Source organism: Psychrosphaera aestuarii, assembly GCF_017948405.1.
Classification (GTDB): Bacteria; Pseudomonadota; Gammaproteobacteria; order Enterobacterales; family Alteromonadaceae; genus Psychrosphaera; species Psychrosphaera aestuarii.
Genome location: NZ_CP072844.1, coordinates 2,398,442 through 2,414,315, shown reverse-complemented (window position 1 = coordinate 2,414,315; position 15,874 = coordinate 2,398,442). Strand labels below are relative to the sequence as shown.

Annotated in this window: 14 protein-coding genes and 1 other RNA gene; 7 read left to right on the top strand and 8 right to left on the bottom strand. The window is 39.3% G+C overall.

Annotated features, from left to right (window positions below; all coding sequences use genetic code 11):
• Positions 1-109 precede the first annotated feature (109 nt).
• On the top strand, positions 110-2,089 hold the full coding sequence (locus tag J9318_RS11010) for a monovalent cation:proton antiporter family protein (protein ID WP_210559969.1): 1,980 nt from the start codon (positions 110-112) through the stop codon (positions 2,087-2,089).
• Here the strand turns inward: J9318_RS11010 and J9318_RS11005 are convergent.
• Entirely contained in the window at positions 2,086-3,252 is a 1,167-nt protein-coding gene (locus J9318_RS11005) for a patatin-like phospholipase family protein (protein ID WP_210559968.1), read from the bottom strand. The two genes, J9318_RS11010 and J9318_RS11005, sit on opposite strands and share 4 nt — an antisense overlap.
• A gap of 222 nt (positions 3,253-3,474) precedes the next feature.
• Between J9318_RS11005 and ffs the strand changes: the two genes are divergently transcribed.
• An RNA gene (ffs, locus tag J9318_RS11000) (signal recognition particle sRNA small type) lies at positions 3,475-3,571 on the top strand.
• Between the two features lie 36 nt (positions 3,572-3,607).
• On the opposite strand, the gene J9318_RS10995 is transcribed toward ffs, so the two are convergent.
• Positions 3,608-4,975, bottom strand: coding sequence for a TrkH family potassium uptake protein (locus J9318_RS10995; protein WP_210559967.1), 1,368 nt, complete (start codon positions 4,973-4,975; stop codon positions 3,608-3,610).
• Positions 4,972-5,631, bottom strand: coding sequence for a potassium channel family protein (locus tag J9318_RS10990; protein ID WP_210559966.1), 660 nt, complete (start codon positions 5,629-5,631; stop codon positions 4,972-4,974). The genes J9318_RS10995 and J9318_RS10990 overlap by 4 nt, the downstream gene beginning before the upstream one ends.
• Before the next feature lie 238 nt (positions 5,632-5,869).
• Between J9318_RS10990 and J9318_RS10985 the strand changes: the two genes are divergently transcribed.
• Genes J9318_RS10985 through J9318_RS10975 form a run of 3 tightly spaced genes read left to right on the top strand, consistent with a single transcriptional unit; the run spans position 5,870 to position 9,252 of the window.
• Positions 5,870-7,342 carry an alpha/beta fold hydrolase gene (locus J9318_RS10985; protein WP_210559965.1) on the top strand — a complete coding sequence of 491 codons (1,473 nt, stop codon included), beginning with the start codon at positions 5,870-5,872 and terminating at the stop codon, positions 7,340-7,342.
• A gap of 9 nt (positions 7,343-7,351) precedes the next feature.
• On the top strand, positions 7,352-8,086 hold the full coding sequence (locus J9318_RS10980) for an ABC transporter ATP-binding protein (protein ID WP_210559964.1): 735 nt from the start codon (positions 7,352-7,354) through the stop codon (positions 8,084-8,086).
• Positions 8,083-9,252, top strand: a complete 1,170-nt coding sequence (locus J9318_RS10975) for an ABC transporter permease (RefSeq protein ID WP_210559963.1) — start codon at positions 8,083-8,085, stop codon at positions 9,250-9,252. The genes J9318_RS10980 and J9318_RS10975 overlap by 4 nt, the downstream gene beginning before the upstream one ends.
• A gap of 97 nt (positions 9,253-9,349) precedes the next feature.
• On the opposite strand, the gene J9318_RS10970 is transcribed toward J9318_RS10975, so the two are convergent.
• From J9318_RS10970 to J9318_RS10950, 5 genes are all read right to left on the bottom strand, one after another.
• Positions 9,350-9,517, bottom strand: a complete 168-nt coding sequence (locus tag J9318_RS10970; RefSeq protein WP_244731639.1) for a YbaM family protein — start codon at positions 9,515-9,517, stop codon at positions 9,350-9,352.
• Positions 9,518-9,529: 12 nt separating this feature from the next.
• Positions 9,530-9,802 carry a late competence development ComFB family protein gene (locus J9318_RS10965; RefSeq protein WP_210559962.1) on the bottom strand — a complete coding sequence of 91 codons (273 nt, stop codon included), beginning with the start codon at positions 9,800-9,802 and terminating at the stop codon, positions 9,530-9,532.
• A gap of 62 nt (positions 9,803-9,864) precedes the next feature.
• A complete protein-coding gene (locus J9318_RS10960) occupies positions 9,865-10,776 on the bottom strand; it encodes a histone deacetylase family protein (RefSeq protein WP_210559961.1) in 912 nt (303 codons plus the stop codon).
• Position 10,777: 1 nt separating this feature from the next.
• Positions 10,778-11,368, bottom strand: coding sequence for a primosomal replication protein PriC (gene priC / locus J9318_RS10955; protein ID WP_210559960.1), 591 nt, complete (start codon positions 11,366-11,368; stop codon positions 10,778-10,780).
• Positions 11,369-11,389: 21 nt separating this feature from the next.
• Entirely contained in the window at positions 11,390-12,178 is a 789-nt protein-coding gene (locus J9318_RS10950; RefSeq protein ID WP_425314322.1) for a TSUP family transporter, read from the bottom strand.
• Between the two features lie 98 nt (positions 12,179-12,276).
• On the opposite strand from J9318_RS10950, the gene J9318_RS10945 reads away from it, so the two are divergent.
• Both J9318_RS10945 and J9318_RS10940 read left to right on the top strand, forming a co-directional pair.
• Positions 12,277-14,772, top strand: coding sequence for a DNA polymerase II (locus J9318_RS10945; protein WP_210559959.1), 2,496 nt, complete (start codon positions 12,277-12,279; stop codon positions 14,770-14,772).
• 334 nt (positions 14,773-15,106) lie between these two features.
• Complete coding sequence (locus tag J9318_RS10940; RefSeq protein ID WP_210559958.1) at positions 15,107-15,874, top strand: DUF3450 domain-containing protein; 768 nt, start codon at positions 15,107-15,109, stop codon at positions 15,872-15,874.

Here is a 15,874-nt window from a genome sequence, read left to right as displayed (position 1 = left end):
GCAATAAGCTGATAAATATAGAAAAATGACATGACTGAATTTTGTTCTGCTACACTGACAAAATACTGTCGGCAATGGGTTGCCAAATTAGGGTGAGAGTAGATTAGTTATGGGCCATGGTGTTTTTCTTGAATTAATTTTTTTATTGGCCACTTCGGTGTTTTTGGTTTGGCTTTTCAAACGATTAAAGTTACCAGCAATTTTAGCCTATTTAATTGCTGGTGTTATCGCCGGCCCCCAGGTTTTCAGTATCATTGCAGAGCCTAAAGATTTGGTTTTGGTAGCAGAGCTTGGCATTGTATTTTTGTTATTCAGTTTAGGCTTAGAGTTTTCGGTGCCTAAATTAGTAGCCATGAGACACTTGGTATTTGGGGTCGGTAGTGCGCAGGTCGTCCTGACTCTTATTATATTTATGTTGATGTTTGTTGGCCTAGATCAAACCTGGGAAAGTGCGTTTATTATTGGCAGTATTTTCGCACTATCGTCTACCGCCGTTGTTGTAAAATCACTCAATGAAAGTGGCTTAACACAAACAAAGCGCGGACAAATAGCCATCAGTATTTTACTGTTTCAAGATATTGCTGTTGTCGCCTTCTTAATTGCTATCCCTATTCTTGGCGGTGACGGTGAAACAAGCGTATTAGCTACAATTGCCATCGCATTAGCAAAAGGGGCTTTGGTCGTCACTATTTTACTGTCGGTAGGAAAGTGGGTTTTACCGAGAATCTTTAATCAGGTCGCGCAAGTGCGCACCGATGAGTTATTTGTATTAACCGCTATTTTGGTCACGGTTTTAGCCGGCACGCTAACCAGCTTTTTTGGCTTATCTATGGCTTTGGGAGCATTTCTTGCCGGTATGATGCTTAGTGAGAGTCAGTATAAACATCAACTCGAAGCTGACATTCGTCCTTTTCGTGACATCTTAATGGGGCTGTTCTTTATCTCTGTTGGTATGGAATTGAATATTCAAGCAATGTTACACCAATGGGTATTTATTCTATCAGGCATAGTCATCATGTTACTTATAAAGACTATTTTGATTCGACATGTCGCCGTTTTAGCTGGCGAGACAAGCGCCGATGGTTGGTCTGCAGGTCTTATGCTTTTTCAAATGGGTGAATTTGGCTTTGTATTAGTCGCGTTAGCTCAACAGTTTGATCTTATCTCGTCTGAGTTGGCTGCGGCATTGTTAGGTATCGGCGTGCTGAGTATGGCGGTAACACCAACTATAATTAGCAATGACAAAAGGTTAGTTCTGGCGGGTAGTCGTTTCTTTGGTAACACAGAACAAGAACATATAGAGACAGCCGAGGCAGAGTTTGAAACGGATTTGAAAGATCACGTAATTATTTGTGGCTTTGGACGCGTTGGCCAAACAGTAAGTCGCTTTTTAAAATCTGAAGCTGTGCCATATGTGGTATTAGATGTCGACCCGGTTCGAGTAGCAGAGGCACAGGCCGCCGGTGAAAACGTGCAATACGGACATGCTCGAGATAAGGCTATATTAAAAGCGGTAAAAATAGAGGCGGCGAAACTCGTTGTTATTACGTTTGGAGATTTAGCTAAAACTCAAACTGTTATTAACAATGTAAAGCAATGTGTTACATCAGCCAGAATTATGGTGCGCACCAAATCAGATGAGCATATGGCATTTATATTAGAGGAAGGTGCGGATCAAGTTGTTCCTGAGGCAATTGAAGGTAGCTTAATGTTGGTATCACAGGTTTTATTTGAATCAGGCGTGCCTATGTCTCGAGTATTACGACGTATACGCAAGGAACGTGAAAACCGCTACGGCCAGATGCACGGCTTTTATCAAGGAGAGGGTACCGAAGTATCGAACGATAAAAGAGATTTACTTGAGTTTATTCATGCTATTGCTATTCCAGCAGGCGCATATTCTATAGGCAAAACACTGTCGGAGCTGGGTATCGTTGAACGACGCGTTGATATTGTTGGCCTACGTCGAGATAGACAAGAAATATCCAATCCAGACTTAAATACAATTGTGCAAGCTCAAGATATTATCGTAGTGAAGGGTAAACCTAGAAGAGTAGAGAGAATTGAACGATTTTTGATGACAGGCTAGCCTGTCATCTTTGTCATAGCTTTAGGGTTGGCTTCTAACTCGAGAAACTCAAGAATTTCGTCAATACGTTCCAAACCATCTTCGTAACCAATTTGGATTAACTTTTCGGTAAACGGCTTTTCAAACAAAATATAACTTAATAATGCTGACTCGGCATTTTGTTTTACACCAAAAAATCGCATAAGAAACTTAATCGCCGGTGGTAAGTTTTTATAGTAATGGCGAGCAAGTTTATTAAAATTTCTTGAAGGGTTGATGAGAAGTGTATCCACCTTTCTCAGTCCTGTTTTTTCAGTTGGCGCATATTCAAGCGTTTTGTTTATTCGTTGTAATCGCTCTAAATCTGCGTTCATGGAGTCGGTAAAAACAGTATCGAGTAGGTGTCCAGTAATAGCCGCTGAGTTTGGGTGGAATTCAGACTGGCCGTAATACTTGTCTTTATTCGGTTGCTCGACACCAATGATTAATATTTTATCAGCTCCTAAATGTATCGCAGGACTCAAGGGACTTAATTGATGAATTGCCCCATCGCCATAGTAGCTTTCACCTATTTTTATACTAGGAAACATGAGTGGAATTGCCGACGACGCCATTAAATGTCGTGTTGTTAATACGGTTTTAACCCCTTGACGCTTTGCCCGCTGCCACTCTTCACCTTCACTTGACTGAAAAAAAGAAATAGAGTCGCCATTACTATAGCTTGATGCTGATACTGAAATTGCGGTGAGGTGGTCACTTAAAATGTTTCGATCAATTCGCTGAAAGTTTATGACTTGTTTTAGCAAATTACGTAAAGGCTCGTTGTTTAATAGGCTGGTCGCTCTATCTAGGCCTCGCTTAGTAAAGCGCGATAAAAAGTTTTTAAACAGGTAAGTAAATACGCCAGTCCAGGAGCTAACGTAGACCTGATCAGTCGTAAAGTGTTTCCAAACCCACTCGGTTTTCTTTACGCCTAAATGAAAACAAGAGGCATGCGTTGATAACGTAACTGCATTAATGGCACCCGCAGATGTACCACAAATAATTTTAAATGGTATTTTTTGGTTACGAGGTAAATGAGCCGTGATTGCCTTTAGAACCCCAATTTGATAAGCAGCACGAGCACCGCCGCCTGTTAAAACCAAGGCAATTTGTTTTGGGTCTTTAGTTTGATTAAAAAGCATGGGGCCAGTTTATCCTTATCATAACGAGCATTTACTTTTGTTAACACAGTGTACCTTAACGACAGCCCGCTATGATATAAAATAACACAAAAACAGGGCGACTCAATTATTGACCAATTAACCGCAGTTTTCCTTTTACACCTTGCAACTACTATTGGTTTGCGTAATAATTCGCGACGTTGAGTTAGGGTAATTTAGCTCAACAGTTCGTTATGGTGACCTCATTGGTTCTCTCGCAACGATAGCTGGTAAACTTGGTCAGGCCCGGAAGGGAGCAGCCATAGCTAGTGATTCGTGTGCCGAGATGTCGCTGGTGAGGTTGCCACCTGAATTCCTCAGTGATAATAATCTTCAATTAACCCACTTTGATAGATGTAGAAGCATAAGTTACGTGTTTTCGTTTAGAAGTCGCAAGCAGGTACATAAAGCTTAACGGCCCAACTCGACCTACCAACATCAAAAAAATTATTATAAATTGGCCATAAATACTCAACGTTCCTGTTAAGCCGCGTGATAGGCCAACAGTGCCAATTGCCGACACCGTTTCAAATACGATATCAAGAAAGGGAGCATCTTCGGTTAATGTTAATAAAAAGATCCCTGCAAAGATTAAAAATATATAAACGACAAATAGTGAAAGCGCAGTAAAGATAGCTTTGTTTTTAACACTTCGAGAAAATATCGTGACTTGAGCGCGCTGTCGTAAAAAGTGATAAGTCGCTAATAGTAAAATAACAAAAGTTCCTAATTTTAACCCACTCGCGGTACTTAACGAACCACCACCGATAAACATCAATAAAATAACTAATAAGGTACTACTGTTTTCTAGCTGCTCTATTGGCAGAGTATTAAACCCGGCTGTTCTGGGGGTGACCGCTTGAAACCAAGAAGCCCATAATTGTTCCGAAAAAGGAAGCGTCGCAAGCGTCGCAGGATTGTTTTTTTCAATTAACCAAAAAAGTAGAAACGCAAGAGCATTAATTATCAGGGTTGCTAACAATACGACCTTAGTATTCACTGTGAATTTAAACCAACGGCGATTGTCTTTAATATCGATTAATACAATAAAACCCAATCCACCAATGATAAATAACGAGGTTATGACTAAGTTAATTCCAGCATCACCTCGAAAGGCGGTAAGACTATCGGCGCTTAATGCAAAACCGGCATTATTAAATGCTGAGATAGTATAAAAGAATGCATTGTAGGTGGCGTCACCAATTGATTGTTTTTGTAAAAATAGCAATGTAAGTAAGACAAACCCAATGAACTCAATCACTAACGCTATGATTATTACAAATTTAGCAATGTTGGTAATCTGTTCGAGACTAGTCTGGCCGAGAGCCTCTTGAGCAACTTTCATACGGCCAATGTTAAATTTAGCACCAACACTAGTGGCTGCAAGGATAGCGAAAGTAACAAAGCCGAGTCCACCAATTTGAATGAGTAAAGCTATGATGGTTTGGCCCCAAATAGTAAACTGTGAACCGGTGTCAACCACCACTAAGCCTGTTACCGTCACCGCGGATGCAGCTGTAAAAATAGCCTGATTCCAGGATATTGGGGTTACATAAGAAAATGGCATCATTAATAGTAACGCGCCAATAAGTATTACTGTCGAAAACCCCCAAAATAAGACGAGTGGCGGACTGATAGTTCGGCACTTTGATGGAATCTTTGGGCTCGGTTGATAAGGTAAGTAGTTTGGATCCCAGTTTTTCATTTATTTAGTAACTTAGGGGCAATGCCTTTTAATGCATTGATGGAGCCCGAGAGTATTAAAGAGTCGCCACAATTAAGTATAAAATCACTATCAGGGTGATTATAAGCGTCAGTTTTTCTCTGCACCGTTAACGCCGAAATATTGTTTTGCTTGACCTCAATTAACTCTTTTAGTTTTGAGCCATCCTGTTTTTCAGTGACAATAACTTCAACTAAATATTGCTGATGGCCAATGCTCATGTATTGATTAACCATTGGATAGTTTAGAGATTGTGCAACGCGAATACCCATCTCTTCTTCCGGGTGAATCACTCTTGCCACGCCGAGTTTACTTAAAATCATATGATGCTGTTTAGACGTCGCTTTAACCCATATTTCTTCTACGCCCATGGTTTTTAATGTAAGTACACACAACATACTTGCTTCTAAATTTTCACCAATGGCAACTAAAACAGCGTCGGAAGCGTTTACGTTTAGTTCTTTTAGGGCTTCTTCATCGGTCGCGTCGATAACGGCTGCAACTGTCAGCTTGTCTGCGACTTTGTTGATAAGTTTTTCACTAAAATCAATGCCAATAACTTGATGTCCAAGTCTAATTAACTCCTGACTTGCTGCTAGTCCAAATCGACCTAATCCAATAACCGTGTATTGCTGCATTTGCTGTCCTCTTTGAATAAGGTTTAAGAATGATATTCTGACTAATAAATACAAGTATTTAGCTTACGATATATAGTTATAGATTGGACAAAATTGTTTACAAAACAATTAGCCATACTTTGTTACAAAAACAAGTATCAATATCAATGCCAATAGTGTGTATCAGATTGCCATTGCAGTACAATAAATATAAAGTGACCCAGTAAAAAACTATAACAATGAAAGGAAGTTGTCCGTTATGAACCCTGCTAAATTACGAGCTTTTGTACTCTTGAGTGCAGCATTTGTAATCTCGCCATTTGGTCATGCATTAAATGCAACAGCGAGTTTAAACTTAGAAAAGTGTTTTGTGGATGGTGTAAAAAGTAAAGCACTATGCGGCACTTATACGGTACCGGAGAATAGAGCCAAAGCATTATCAAACGACAATAAAATAGACTTAAATGTTGTTGTACTGCCAAGGTTTAAAGAAGAGAGTAAAGCACTACCCGTTGTGTTTTTAGCAGGCGGACCAGGACAAGCAGCAACCGAACTTGCTGGTGGTCTTAACATGATGCTAAATGATGTAAGACAACAACATGACATTATTCTGGTCGATCAGCGTGGTACAGGAAAGTCTTCACCAATAGCGTGTGATCAAGAGGGTATCGAACCGTTATCTTTTGACGAGAGAAAAATTGATTTAGCCAAAGAAGTCGCTAAATGCGTAGATTCGGCCAAAGGTAAGCATTTACCGAGTTATAACTCTATTGACTCAATCAAAGACATAGAGGCAGTGAGAGAAGCATTGGGCCATAAAAAAGTTCATATTTTTGGGGGGTCTTACGGCACTCGAGCTGGTTTTACATATTTACAGCAATTTCCAGAGTCTATTGAAACGGCAACATTAGACAGTAATGCACCGATGCAACTAGTCATTGGTTTCTTTGGTAAAACGTCTGAGCGAGCTTTTGATTTATTAGTGGAAGATTGCAAAGCACATGAAGAATGCAACAAATCGTTTCCTGATCTTAAAAATGATTATTTAACATTAGTTAGTCGCCTAAAAGAACAGCCTGTCACTGAACGTATTTATCATCCGTTAAGTGGCAAACCAGTCGATATGGTACTGACCCGCGATAAAGTTACCGATGCACTTCGAAGTACCTTATATGCGCTAGGCTCGCGCGTTATCCTTCCATACGCGGTGAATAAAGCCGCTAATGGTGATTATCGAGCTATTGCCGCCATGATAGGTCAGACTGATGATCCTAAAAGAGCGCCAGGTCAATTATATGCCGGGTTGACTATTAATATTTTATGTAATGAAGACTTTTCTCGAGCTTCAGATTCAGATTATCAGAATGATGCGGATAACTACTTTAACGGTGAGCGCGGTTATTCTGCATTGAGCACGTATTGCGAATATTGGCCACGCTGGGCGGTTGATGCCGATTTTAATAAGCCATTAAAAACCTCTGTTCCAGTACTTCTTTTCTCTGGTAAATATGATCCTGTAACACCTCCTGAGTATGGTGATATGGCGATGGAGACACTTGAAAATGCGAAACATATTGTAATCGAACAAGGTTCTCATGTTGCTTCATTTAGAACCTGCTTAGAGCCAATTCAAGAGTTCTTAAAAACCTCTTCGTTAGAAAACTTGGATTTTAGTTGCGCTGAAGAAGTTCGTCCGCAGCTATTCTTTACCAACATGAACCAAATTAAGTAAGGAAACGGTATGTTAGAAGTTAAAAATCTAGTCAAAAAGTTTGGTGATGTTGAAGCGTTAAAAGATTTAAGCTTTAGCGCCCAAGATGGACAGATTACAGGGCTGCTTGGTCCTAATGGTGCCGGTAAAACAACGGCACTTAGAGTACTTTATGGTTTACTAAAAGCAGACCAGGGAGTTGGTTTTATCAATGGTATTGATAGCCAAGTTGACCCAATCGGCGCGAGACGTGAAATTGGCATTTTCCCAGATAAATTTGGCTTGTATGAGCGATTAACTGCTCGTGAGCAAATTGCTTATTTTGCCGATTTACATGGCTTAAATGGTGATAAGAAACATCAGGCGATTGAGAAAGTAATCGCCCGCCTAGACATAGGTGACATTATTGATCGCCGTTGTGCTGGTTTTTCTCAAGGTCAAAGAATGAAAGTTGTGTTAGCGCAGAGCTTAGTCCATGAGCCTAAAAACCTAATTCTTGATGAGCCAACTCGCGGTTTAGATGTGATGAGCACGCGGATTTTGAGAGACATACTTATCGACTTAAAAGCGCAAGGAACATGTATTCTGTTTTCTTCACACGTGATGCAAGAAGTTGCAGCATTGTGTGACAAAGTTATCGTTATAGCTGACGGCAAAATTGCTGACGAAGGAACACCTTCTGAGCTTTGTGAACGCACAGGAAAAGAATCGTTAGAAGAAGCATTTGTGACACTAATTGGCAGTGATGAGGGGATTGCAGCATGATTAAAGCATTATTTAAAAAGGAATTTATTGACACTATTCGTGATAAAAGATCCGTATTTGCCGCGCTGTTTGGAGCATTATTCACACCATTGTTATTTGCGGCCATGATGACGTTTAACATCGAAAAAGCTCGCTCAGTAGACGATATCTATATCGAGATAAACAATGCGGAGTTAGCACCACAAATTGTCGAACTTCTAAATCGCGAAAATATTTATAACGCGCCAACCCCAGAAAAAGGAAAAACCTTTGAGCTTGATGGCGAAAAGCATGAGCATTCAAAAATTACGTTAACTTTTGATGAAGACTTTGATGCTCAGTTATCTAATGGTCAACCTGCGCTGGTTACGCTGAATGCGGACTATTCAGATCAGGAGCGATCTGCAAGTATACGTCGCGTTAAAAGAGTTCTGGAACAATATGAAGGTGCTGTTGTAAACATGCGTTTAATTGCACGAGGTGTTTCTCCAGTGTTAACAAATGTCGTTGACTTAGATGAACAAGATACCAGTACACCAGGTTCTAAGTCGGCAATTATATTAGGTATGCTGGGTGTATTTATCTTATTTTCAGTTTTTGTCTCTTCAACAAATGTTGCGATTGACTGTTCTGCAGGTGAGCGTGAACGGAATTCATTAGAGTTATTACTGATGCAACCCGTATCCACTTTTGATGTAGTAGCATCTAAAACAATAAATACCGGATTGTTTGGTTTATTTGCAGGTACGTTAAGCATCGCTTTAACTGCTGTTGTTGTGCCGTTTATTCCGCTTCATAAAATAGGTATGGCGTTTAATTTTGATCTTGAGGTGGCATTAACAATGTGGGTAATCATCTTCCCGTTAGCCTTTTTTGCAGCCGCGTTTCAGCTAGTTACTACGTTCCATGCTAAATCGTTTAAAGAAGCTCAAACGTATATTCAATATACGATAATGTTACCGCTAATTGTGCCAATGGCATTGGAGTTCAGTAAATATAAGCATGCGGCATTAGACTATTTACCAATAGTTGCGCAGCAGCAGGCCATTAGTAAGTTAATAAGAGGCGAGTTAACAGATTTAACTCCAGTAATCGGTGGGTTTGTTGTAACTTTATTGTTTGTTTATGGCTTGGTGCTATTTACTTCAAAGTCTTTACGCTCTGAAAAGGTAGTACTTGGTCTATAGTGGAAGTATTCATTTAGGCAGAGTGACCTCTGATATAAAAAAGCACAGCAAGGCTGTGCTTTTTCTTTATAAAAACTCCAAATGGAATCTTTACGAATTACTTTTCTACTTTTCTGAGTAAATCAGCTTTAACAATCTCGATAGCTTGTAATGCAATGTGGTTATCAACATTGTTATTTTCTAATAGCATAATTAAATCGACAGCCAGTTGAACGTGTTCAGGTGCATTTGCTAATGGGTTTTCTGCTACTTCAATATCGGACAACGTGGAATAACCTTATATTTCTCTATTTTCTCTGGAGTTCATGAACTCTAGTGCGCGGCCTATGGCTTCTCTAACTTGCATCTCCATTTCGTAACGCTCGGCTTGCGGTAAGTAAAAGGCCATATCGACTTCATGGCGGATGTATTTAGACGGTAGCTGGTTTAATACAATACAGCACATATCTGCGATAAACTCTTCGCTATATTTATCGTCCAGTTTATTATATGCAATATAGTCAATGACTAATTTTTCGTAGTAATTATGAATGTCTGTTGATAGTTGCATTGCGATTTCCTTTTTAATTTCTGTTTATAAACATAACACTGAATTAGAGAAATGGGCAAAAATTACAAAAATGTATGACACGCAGCTTTAATGAGCTGAAAGTGAACTTCTGTTAAGGCTTCAATATCCCGCTGATAACCTCCACCGATAACAGCCATAATAGGGATGTTCAGTTTTTTGGCGGTTTGGAATAATAATAGGTCTCGTTTATAAATGCCCTGTGTGCTTATATTAAGGTGACCTAAGTCATCATTCTCGTGAATATCAACACCAGCATCATAAATAATTAAATCTGGTTTAAAACCGTGAACACATGCTTCTAGTGTGTCTTCGATAGCTGCTAAATAGTCGCTGTCAGTTAGATACTTATCTAATCCTAGGTCTAAATCGCTTGTCTGCTTACGAGACGGAAAATTTTTTTCGCAATGGACTGATACGCTAAATATATCAGGCTCGTTTGCTACACAGATTGCCGTTCCATCGCCTTGGTGAACGTCGCAGTCAAAAATCAATACTCTATGCGCCAGTTGCTCATTAATGGCGACTTTGGCAGCAAGTGCTAAATCGTTAAAAACGCAAAACCCCGAACCAAAATCTAGGTGGGCATGATGGTAACCACCGGTAAAGTTAACCGCAACGCCAAACTCGCTGGCGAGCTTAGCCGTTTTAATTGTCCCCGCAACAGCATGGCAAGTTCTGGCAACAAACTGTTGAGACCAAGGAAAACCAATGCGTTTCATTTCCTTTTCACTAATTTGACCAGTTAAAAAGTCATTTATGTAGCGTTCATCATGGATTAACAGTAACTCACTTTTAGTTACTTTTTTTTCAACTAAATTCACATTAATTTTAGTCGGAAACTCCTTCAAACAGCGATCATGTAACGATTGATATTTTTGGATAGGAAACCGGTGGTTTTTAGGGAGTGTTAATTGACTATATATTGGGTGAAAAACCGTTTGTAACTGTTTCATATTACTGACGACTATCTAATTTTTGAATTTTATCTTCTACACCAGTAATGGCTTGTCGACATCGACCTAATCGTTGTTGTGTTAATAATACTTGTTGCTGAAGATGGCTTTTCTCGGAGCCACTATATTGATTCAACATAGTCTGTTTGTCTGCGACCATATCAAGTAATCGTCTTTCATACTCATGCAGCTGAGAGAGTTCTTCGTATAATGACTGGCTGGTTTGTGTCGCTTGTTGAGCAATTTTTTTTACACGTTGTTCAAGCTTAATATGCTTGCCTCTATGGGCTGCGTATTTTGAATTAAGTTTGCTTGAATTCAAAAGATTCTTAAAGCAATTAAACTGATTTGTGATCTTTTCGCTGAGGTAATCTGCGTGCGACTGCTCTTTTACTGTCGCCAATCGGTTGATGTTATTTTTTAGCTCTTTTAGGTAATCAACAATCTCATCACTTTGAGTATGAAAACTACTTGAGTTAAATATGTCAGAAGAACGAAACCAGTTTTGCTGAGTCAACTTACTCTGTTTTACATCATGTTCAAGTATGGCCAACTGCGACTGTAAATTTGCAATAGATTGTTGCACTGACACGTTTCGTATTCCTAAGTTAAATTACAACCAAGCATCAACAGCTAGTTTAACCGCCATTACCGAAACTACAATAGTAAAAATCGGGCGAATAAATTTGTTACCAAAATGAATAGCAGAATGAGCGCCAGTGTATGAACCCAACATTAATAAGGCACCCATAGCGATTCCAATAGCAAAGTTGACGTGGCCAAGAATAATAAAAGCAACTAAAGAGCAAATATTGCTAACAAAGTTCATAGCTCGAGCAACGCCACAAGACATAAGTAGATTCATTTTATACAAAAACAGATTGCTTACTGTCCAAAAGGCGCCGGTTCCCGGGCCAGCAAAACCATCATAAAAACCAAGCGTTAAACCTTGTGAGACTTTTTTGATAGTTAAGCCTTGGCATTTTTCAGGAAGTTGAGTGTTTCCCGTTGGTTTAATTGGGTTTAGCAAAGTGTAAAGCGCGCTAAAGCCAATGAGGAAAGGCAGTATCTTGTTAAGCAAATTAGCATCAATAAATGACACCATTACAGTGCCAAGCACTGCACCGACAGCTGTTGCAATGAGGCTTAGACGCCAAAAGCTAGGCGAAAACAACTTCTTTTTATAAAAAGCATAACTTGCTGTAAGTGAACCAAATGTAGCGGCCAGTTTATTGGTACCCAAGGCTACATGAGGCGGCAAACCAGAGGCTAATAAGGCTGGGACTGTCAGTAAACCACCGCCACCGGCAATAGCATCAATAAAACCAGCTAAAAAGGCTGACACCAATAACAAGGCAATTATACTATTTGGCAATTCAGTAAATTCAAAAAGGTTAAGCAACCTCTCCAAAAGACTTCTCCACTTATACTATCAGGCAATAGTTGAATACCTAATTCTTAAGGGTATTATAACGGTCATCTCAAACTTTTGATATGCCGATGTCGACTCACTTATATCAATCTATTCCATCACACGGTTTTATAATTACTCGAAATCAATATGATTTGGCGGGTAAACTTGTATTTGAAATTTGGGTAAAGACCTTTGATAAGCCTTCCCAATTAATAAAGCTGTTAGTAAGAGATCAAGACGCGGTGTGTTTTGTTCGACTCCAAGACATGAGTGCTATTCAAGAAGCGATGAATGCACAGAATATACATGTACGATATAAAACAATATCACTTAAAAGTTTCGATAATGAGCCTATGGCAGCAATATACAGTAGCTCTTTACGTAACTACTACAAAGTTAAACAAGTAGCCCAAACCTATCAAATTGAACTGTTTGAGGCGGACGTAAAACCGATAGACAGATATTTAATGGAGCGTTTTATTAAAGGCGGTCTAACATTTGTTGGTGAAATGCTTCCGCAACAAATTGGCTACTTAGCGTTTGATAAGGTCAAGGTAAAAGCCGCAGAGTCTCAAGACCTGAATTTAAGCGTACTGTCAATTGACATTGAGTGTAATGAAAAAGGGGAGCTGTTTTCTATCGGCTTACACCAACTCTTTGAAAATAATGGGACTGTTGCAGAAGGCAAGCCTGCAATAAATGAATATCAGAAAGTCCTTTATAACACGACGGGTGTAAATGACACAGCTTTGAACGAAGCTGTTTTAGAACAAAAAGTTGGCGACCTTCAATTCATTGAGTGGTTACCCACAGAAAAAGAGTTACTAGAGCGGTTTGTTCAAGAAGTCCAAAAACTAGATCCTGACTGTATGGTCGGTTGGAACTTTATTAGTTTTGATATTCGCTTAATTGTTCGAGCATGTGAGCGTAATGGCGTAACACTCGCACTAGGCCGTGATGTCTCTTTATTGCAATTTATTGATGGTCAAAAAGGCCTCCAACGATTCCCTGATAGAGCATACGTCGCTGGAAGACTCGTGCTTGATGGCATCGATGTCATGAAAAATGCCACGTATCACTTCGCGAGTTTTTCTTTAGATAACGTCGCCAGTGAATTATTAGACGATAAAAAGTTAACTTTAACAGAAGAGGGCGGTGATAAATTAGAAGAAATAAAACGTTTATACCGACAAGCCCCGCTCAAATTGGCTAAATATAATTTGCAGGACGCTAAACTTGTATCTCGAATTTTCTCGCAAGAACAGCTGGTTCAATATTTGATAACACGGACTAAACTAACAGGTTTAGAGCTTGATAAGACGGGTGGCTCCGTGGCTGCATTTACCAATTTATATATGCCTGAAATGCATCGAAGGGGGTGGGTTGCGCCAAATTTAGTGAATATGTCCGATTACGTTCACAGTCCTGGAGGATTTGTAATGGACTCAATTCCGGGTATTCACTCTGATGTATTGGTTTTTGATTTTAAAAGCCTTTATCCAAGTATTATTAGGACTTTCAATATCGATCCTATTACTCTCGTAGAGGCGACACATACAGACAATGACAATGACAATGAGAATGACACTTTGATTCCTGGCTTTAGAGGCGGTAAGTTTACTCGCAATAAAAGTATTTTGTCGTCAATGTTGGACACCTTGTGGACGGCAAGAGAAACGGCTAAAAAGAATCAAAATTTAATACACTCTAATGCCATCAAAATCATAATGAATAGTTTTTATGGCGTGTTAGGCTCAGCAGGCTGCAGGTTTTATGACACTAAGTTAGCTAGTTCAATTACGATGCGAGGCCATTGGGTCTTAAATGAGTCTAAAGCATGGTTTCACGAAAACGGGTTAGAGGTAATTTATGGTGATACGGATTCTGTATTTATTAGTTTAGCGAACTCTAATTATACCTATAGCGATGGAAAGGTATTGGAATCAAAATTAAACGCTTGGTGGAAGAAAAAAATAGAAAGTGACTTCGGACTTGATAGTAAACTTGAGATGGAATTTGAAACGTATTACTCACCATTTTTCATGCCCACTATCCGAGGCACAGAAGCAGGCTCAAAAAAACGCTATGCAGGTAAAAAGCAACATCACGACGGTACAAGCGAAATTATCTTTAAGGGATTAGAGTCTGTCCGCAGTGATTGGACACCTCTCGCTAAGTCATTTCAACGTACACTATTTGAACTTATATTCGATGGACAGCCTTGTCGTGAGTTTGTCGAAAATACGATTAAAGATTTACGGGATGGCAAGCTTGATGATTTATGTGTATATCGAAAACGAATACGGCAACATTTGTCGGAATATGTCAAAACTACGCCACCACAAATTAAAGCAGCAAGGTTAGCTAACCGATACTATCAGCGTGATGTTTATCAAAAAGGCTCGTTAATTCAGTACGTAATATCCATTACAGGCCCTGTGGAATATAACTCTAACGACAATGCATTAGATTATGAACATTACATATCTAAACAACTTTATCCTATTGCGGAATCAATTCTAGTTAATAAAGAAGCTGATGTACTGGGTGTTTTTAAGCAACAAATGACATTGCTTTTTTAACAAAGTTAAATTCTGAACGAAAAGAAATGAGCTCTGTTGAGCATATTGTTTTAAATTCAATCGTATCAGTCACTAATTCTGTAATTCTTTTCTATACTAAAGCTATGAAAATATGAATGCATATTGATTATGTTAAACGTCAAAGTGCATATTTTAGTCGTTTATTGATGCTGAAATGCACACTTTATAAAAATGCGAATAGATACAATATAGTGAATTGACATTCACGAATATGTTTGGGACACTCCATAGTGATTATTTGTGGGTGTTATCCCGCAAATACGGAGTTAATACTCTAAAATAGAAATTTAAACACATACATTGGTTGGGAACTATGTCAAAGATGAAACTAAGTCTAGTAGCTTCAGCTCTCGTAGGGGCGGTTGCATTTGCCGGTTCTGCACTAGCTGCTGATCCTCTAGAGCAAATACACGCTGCAGAGCGCACAATTCATAAAGCGGCTGCTAAATCACAAACAAAAATAAACGCTATTCAAGAGCAAACTACCGAGTTAATGTTTGAATACCGTGATGTTGTTGCAGAAACTGAAATTAACAAAGTTTACAACGACCACGTAGCAAAGCTTGTTGCTGCTCAGAACGATGAGATCAAATCTTTAGAAGATCAAATCGCTGAGATTGAAAATACAAAGCGTAACGTTGTTCCATTAATGTATCGCATGATCGATATGCTAGAAAAGTTTGTTGAAGCTGATATGCCTATCAAACTAGATCGCCGAGTAGCTCGTGTTGAAAAACTTCGTGCAACTATGATCAACCCTAACGTGAGTACTTCAGAAAAGTACCGCCAAGTATTAGAAGCTTACCAAATTGAAAAAGATTACGGTACAGCTGTTGAAGCTTGGGAAGCTACTGAGAACTTAGGCGGCCAAGAAATTACAGCAGACTTCGTTCACGTAGGCAGAATTGCACTGATTGCACAGTCGAAAGATCTTAAAAGTGCTTGGGTTTGGGACAACAGCGTTCGCGGTTGGACTAAACTAGGTGATGAGTACCTAAAAGATGTGACATTGACAATACGTATGGCTCGTAAGCAAGCGCCATATGAGTTAATCAAATTACCAATCTTTGCCGCGGAGTAA

What these genes read in the sequence shown, in the direction of transcription:
- J9318_RS11010 (WP_210559969.1), top strand. Translation starts at nt 110, where the DNA reads ATGGGCCATGGTGTTTTTCTTGAATTAATTTTTTTATTGGCCACTTCG.
- J9318_RS11005 (WP_210559968.1), bottom strand. Translation starts at nt 3,252, where the DNA reads ATGCTTTTTAATCAAACTAAAGACCCAAAACAAATTGCCTTGGTTTTA.
- J9318_RS10995 (WP_210559967.1), bottom strand. Translation starts at nt 4,975, where the DNA reads ATGAAAAACTGGGATCCAAACTACTTACCTTATCAACCGAGCCCAAAG.
- J9318_RS10990 (WP_210559966.1), bottom strand. Translation starts at nt 5,631, where the DNA reads ATGCAGCAATACACGGTTATTGGATTAGGTCGATTTGGACTAGCAGCA.
- J9318_RS10985 (WP_210559965.1), top strand. Translation starts at nt 5,870, where the DNA reads ATGAACCCTGCTAAATTACGAGCTTTTGTACTCTTGAGTGCAGCATTT.
- J9318_RS10980 (WP_210559964.1), top strand. Translation starts at nt 7,352, where the DNA reads ATGTTAGAAGTTAAAAATCTAGTCAAAAAGTTTGGTGATGTTGAAGCG.
- J9318_RS10975 (WP_210559963.1), top strand. Translation starts at nt 8,083, where the DNA reads ATGATTAAAGCATTATTTAAAAAGGAATTTATTGACACTATTCGTGAT.
- J9318_RS10965 (WP_210559962.1), bottom strand. Translation starts at nt 9,802, where the DNA reads ATGCAACTATCAACAGACATTCATAATTACTACGAAAAATTAGTCATT.
- J9318_RS10960 (WP_210559961.1), bottom strand. Translation starts at nt 10,776, where the DNA reads ATGAAACAGTTACAAACGGTTTTTCACCCAATATATAGTCAATTAACA.
- J9318_RS10945 (WP_210559959.1), top strand. Translation starts at nt 12,277, where the DNA reads ATGTCGACTCACTTATATCAATCTATTCCATCACACGGTTTTATAATT.
- J9318_RS10940 (WP_210559958.1), top strand. Translation starts at nt 15,107, where the DNA reads ATGTCAAAGATGAAACTAAGTCTAGTAGCTTCAGCTCTCGTAGGGGCG.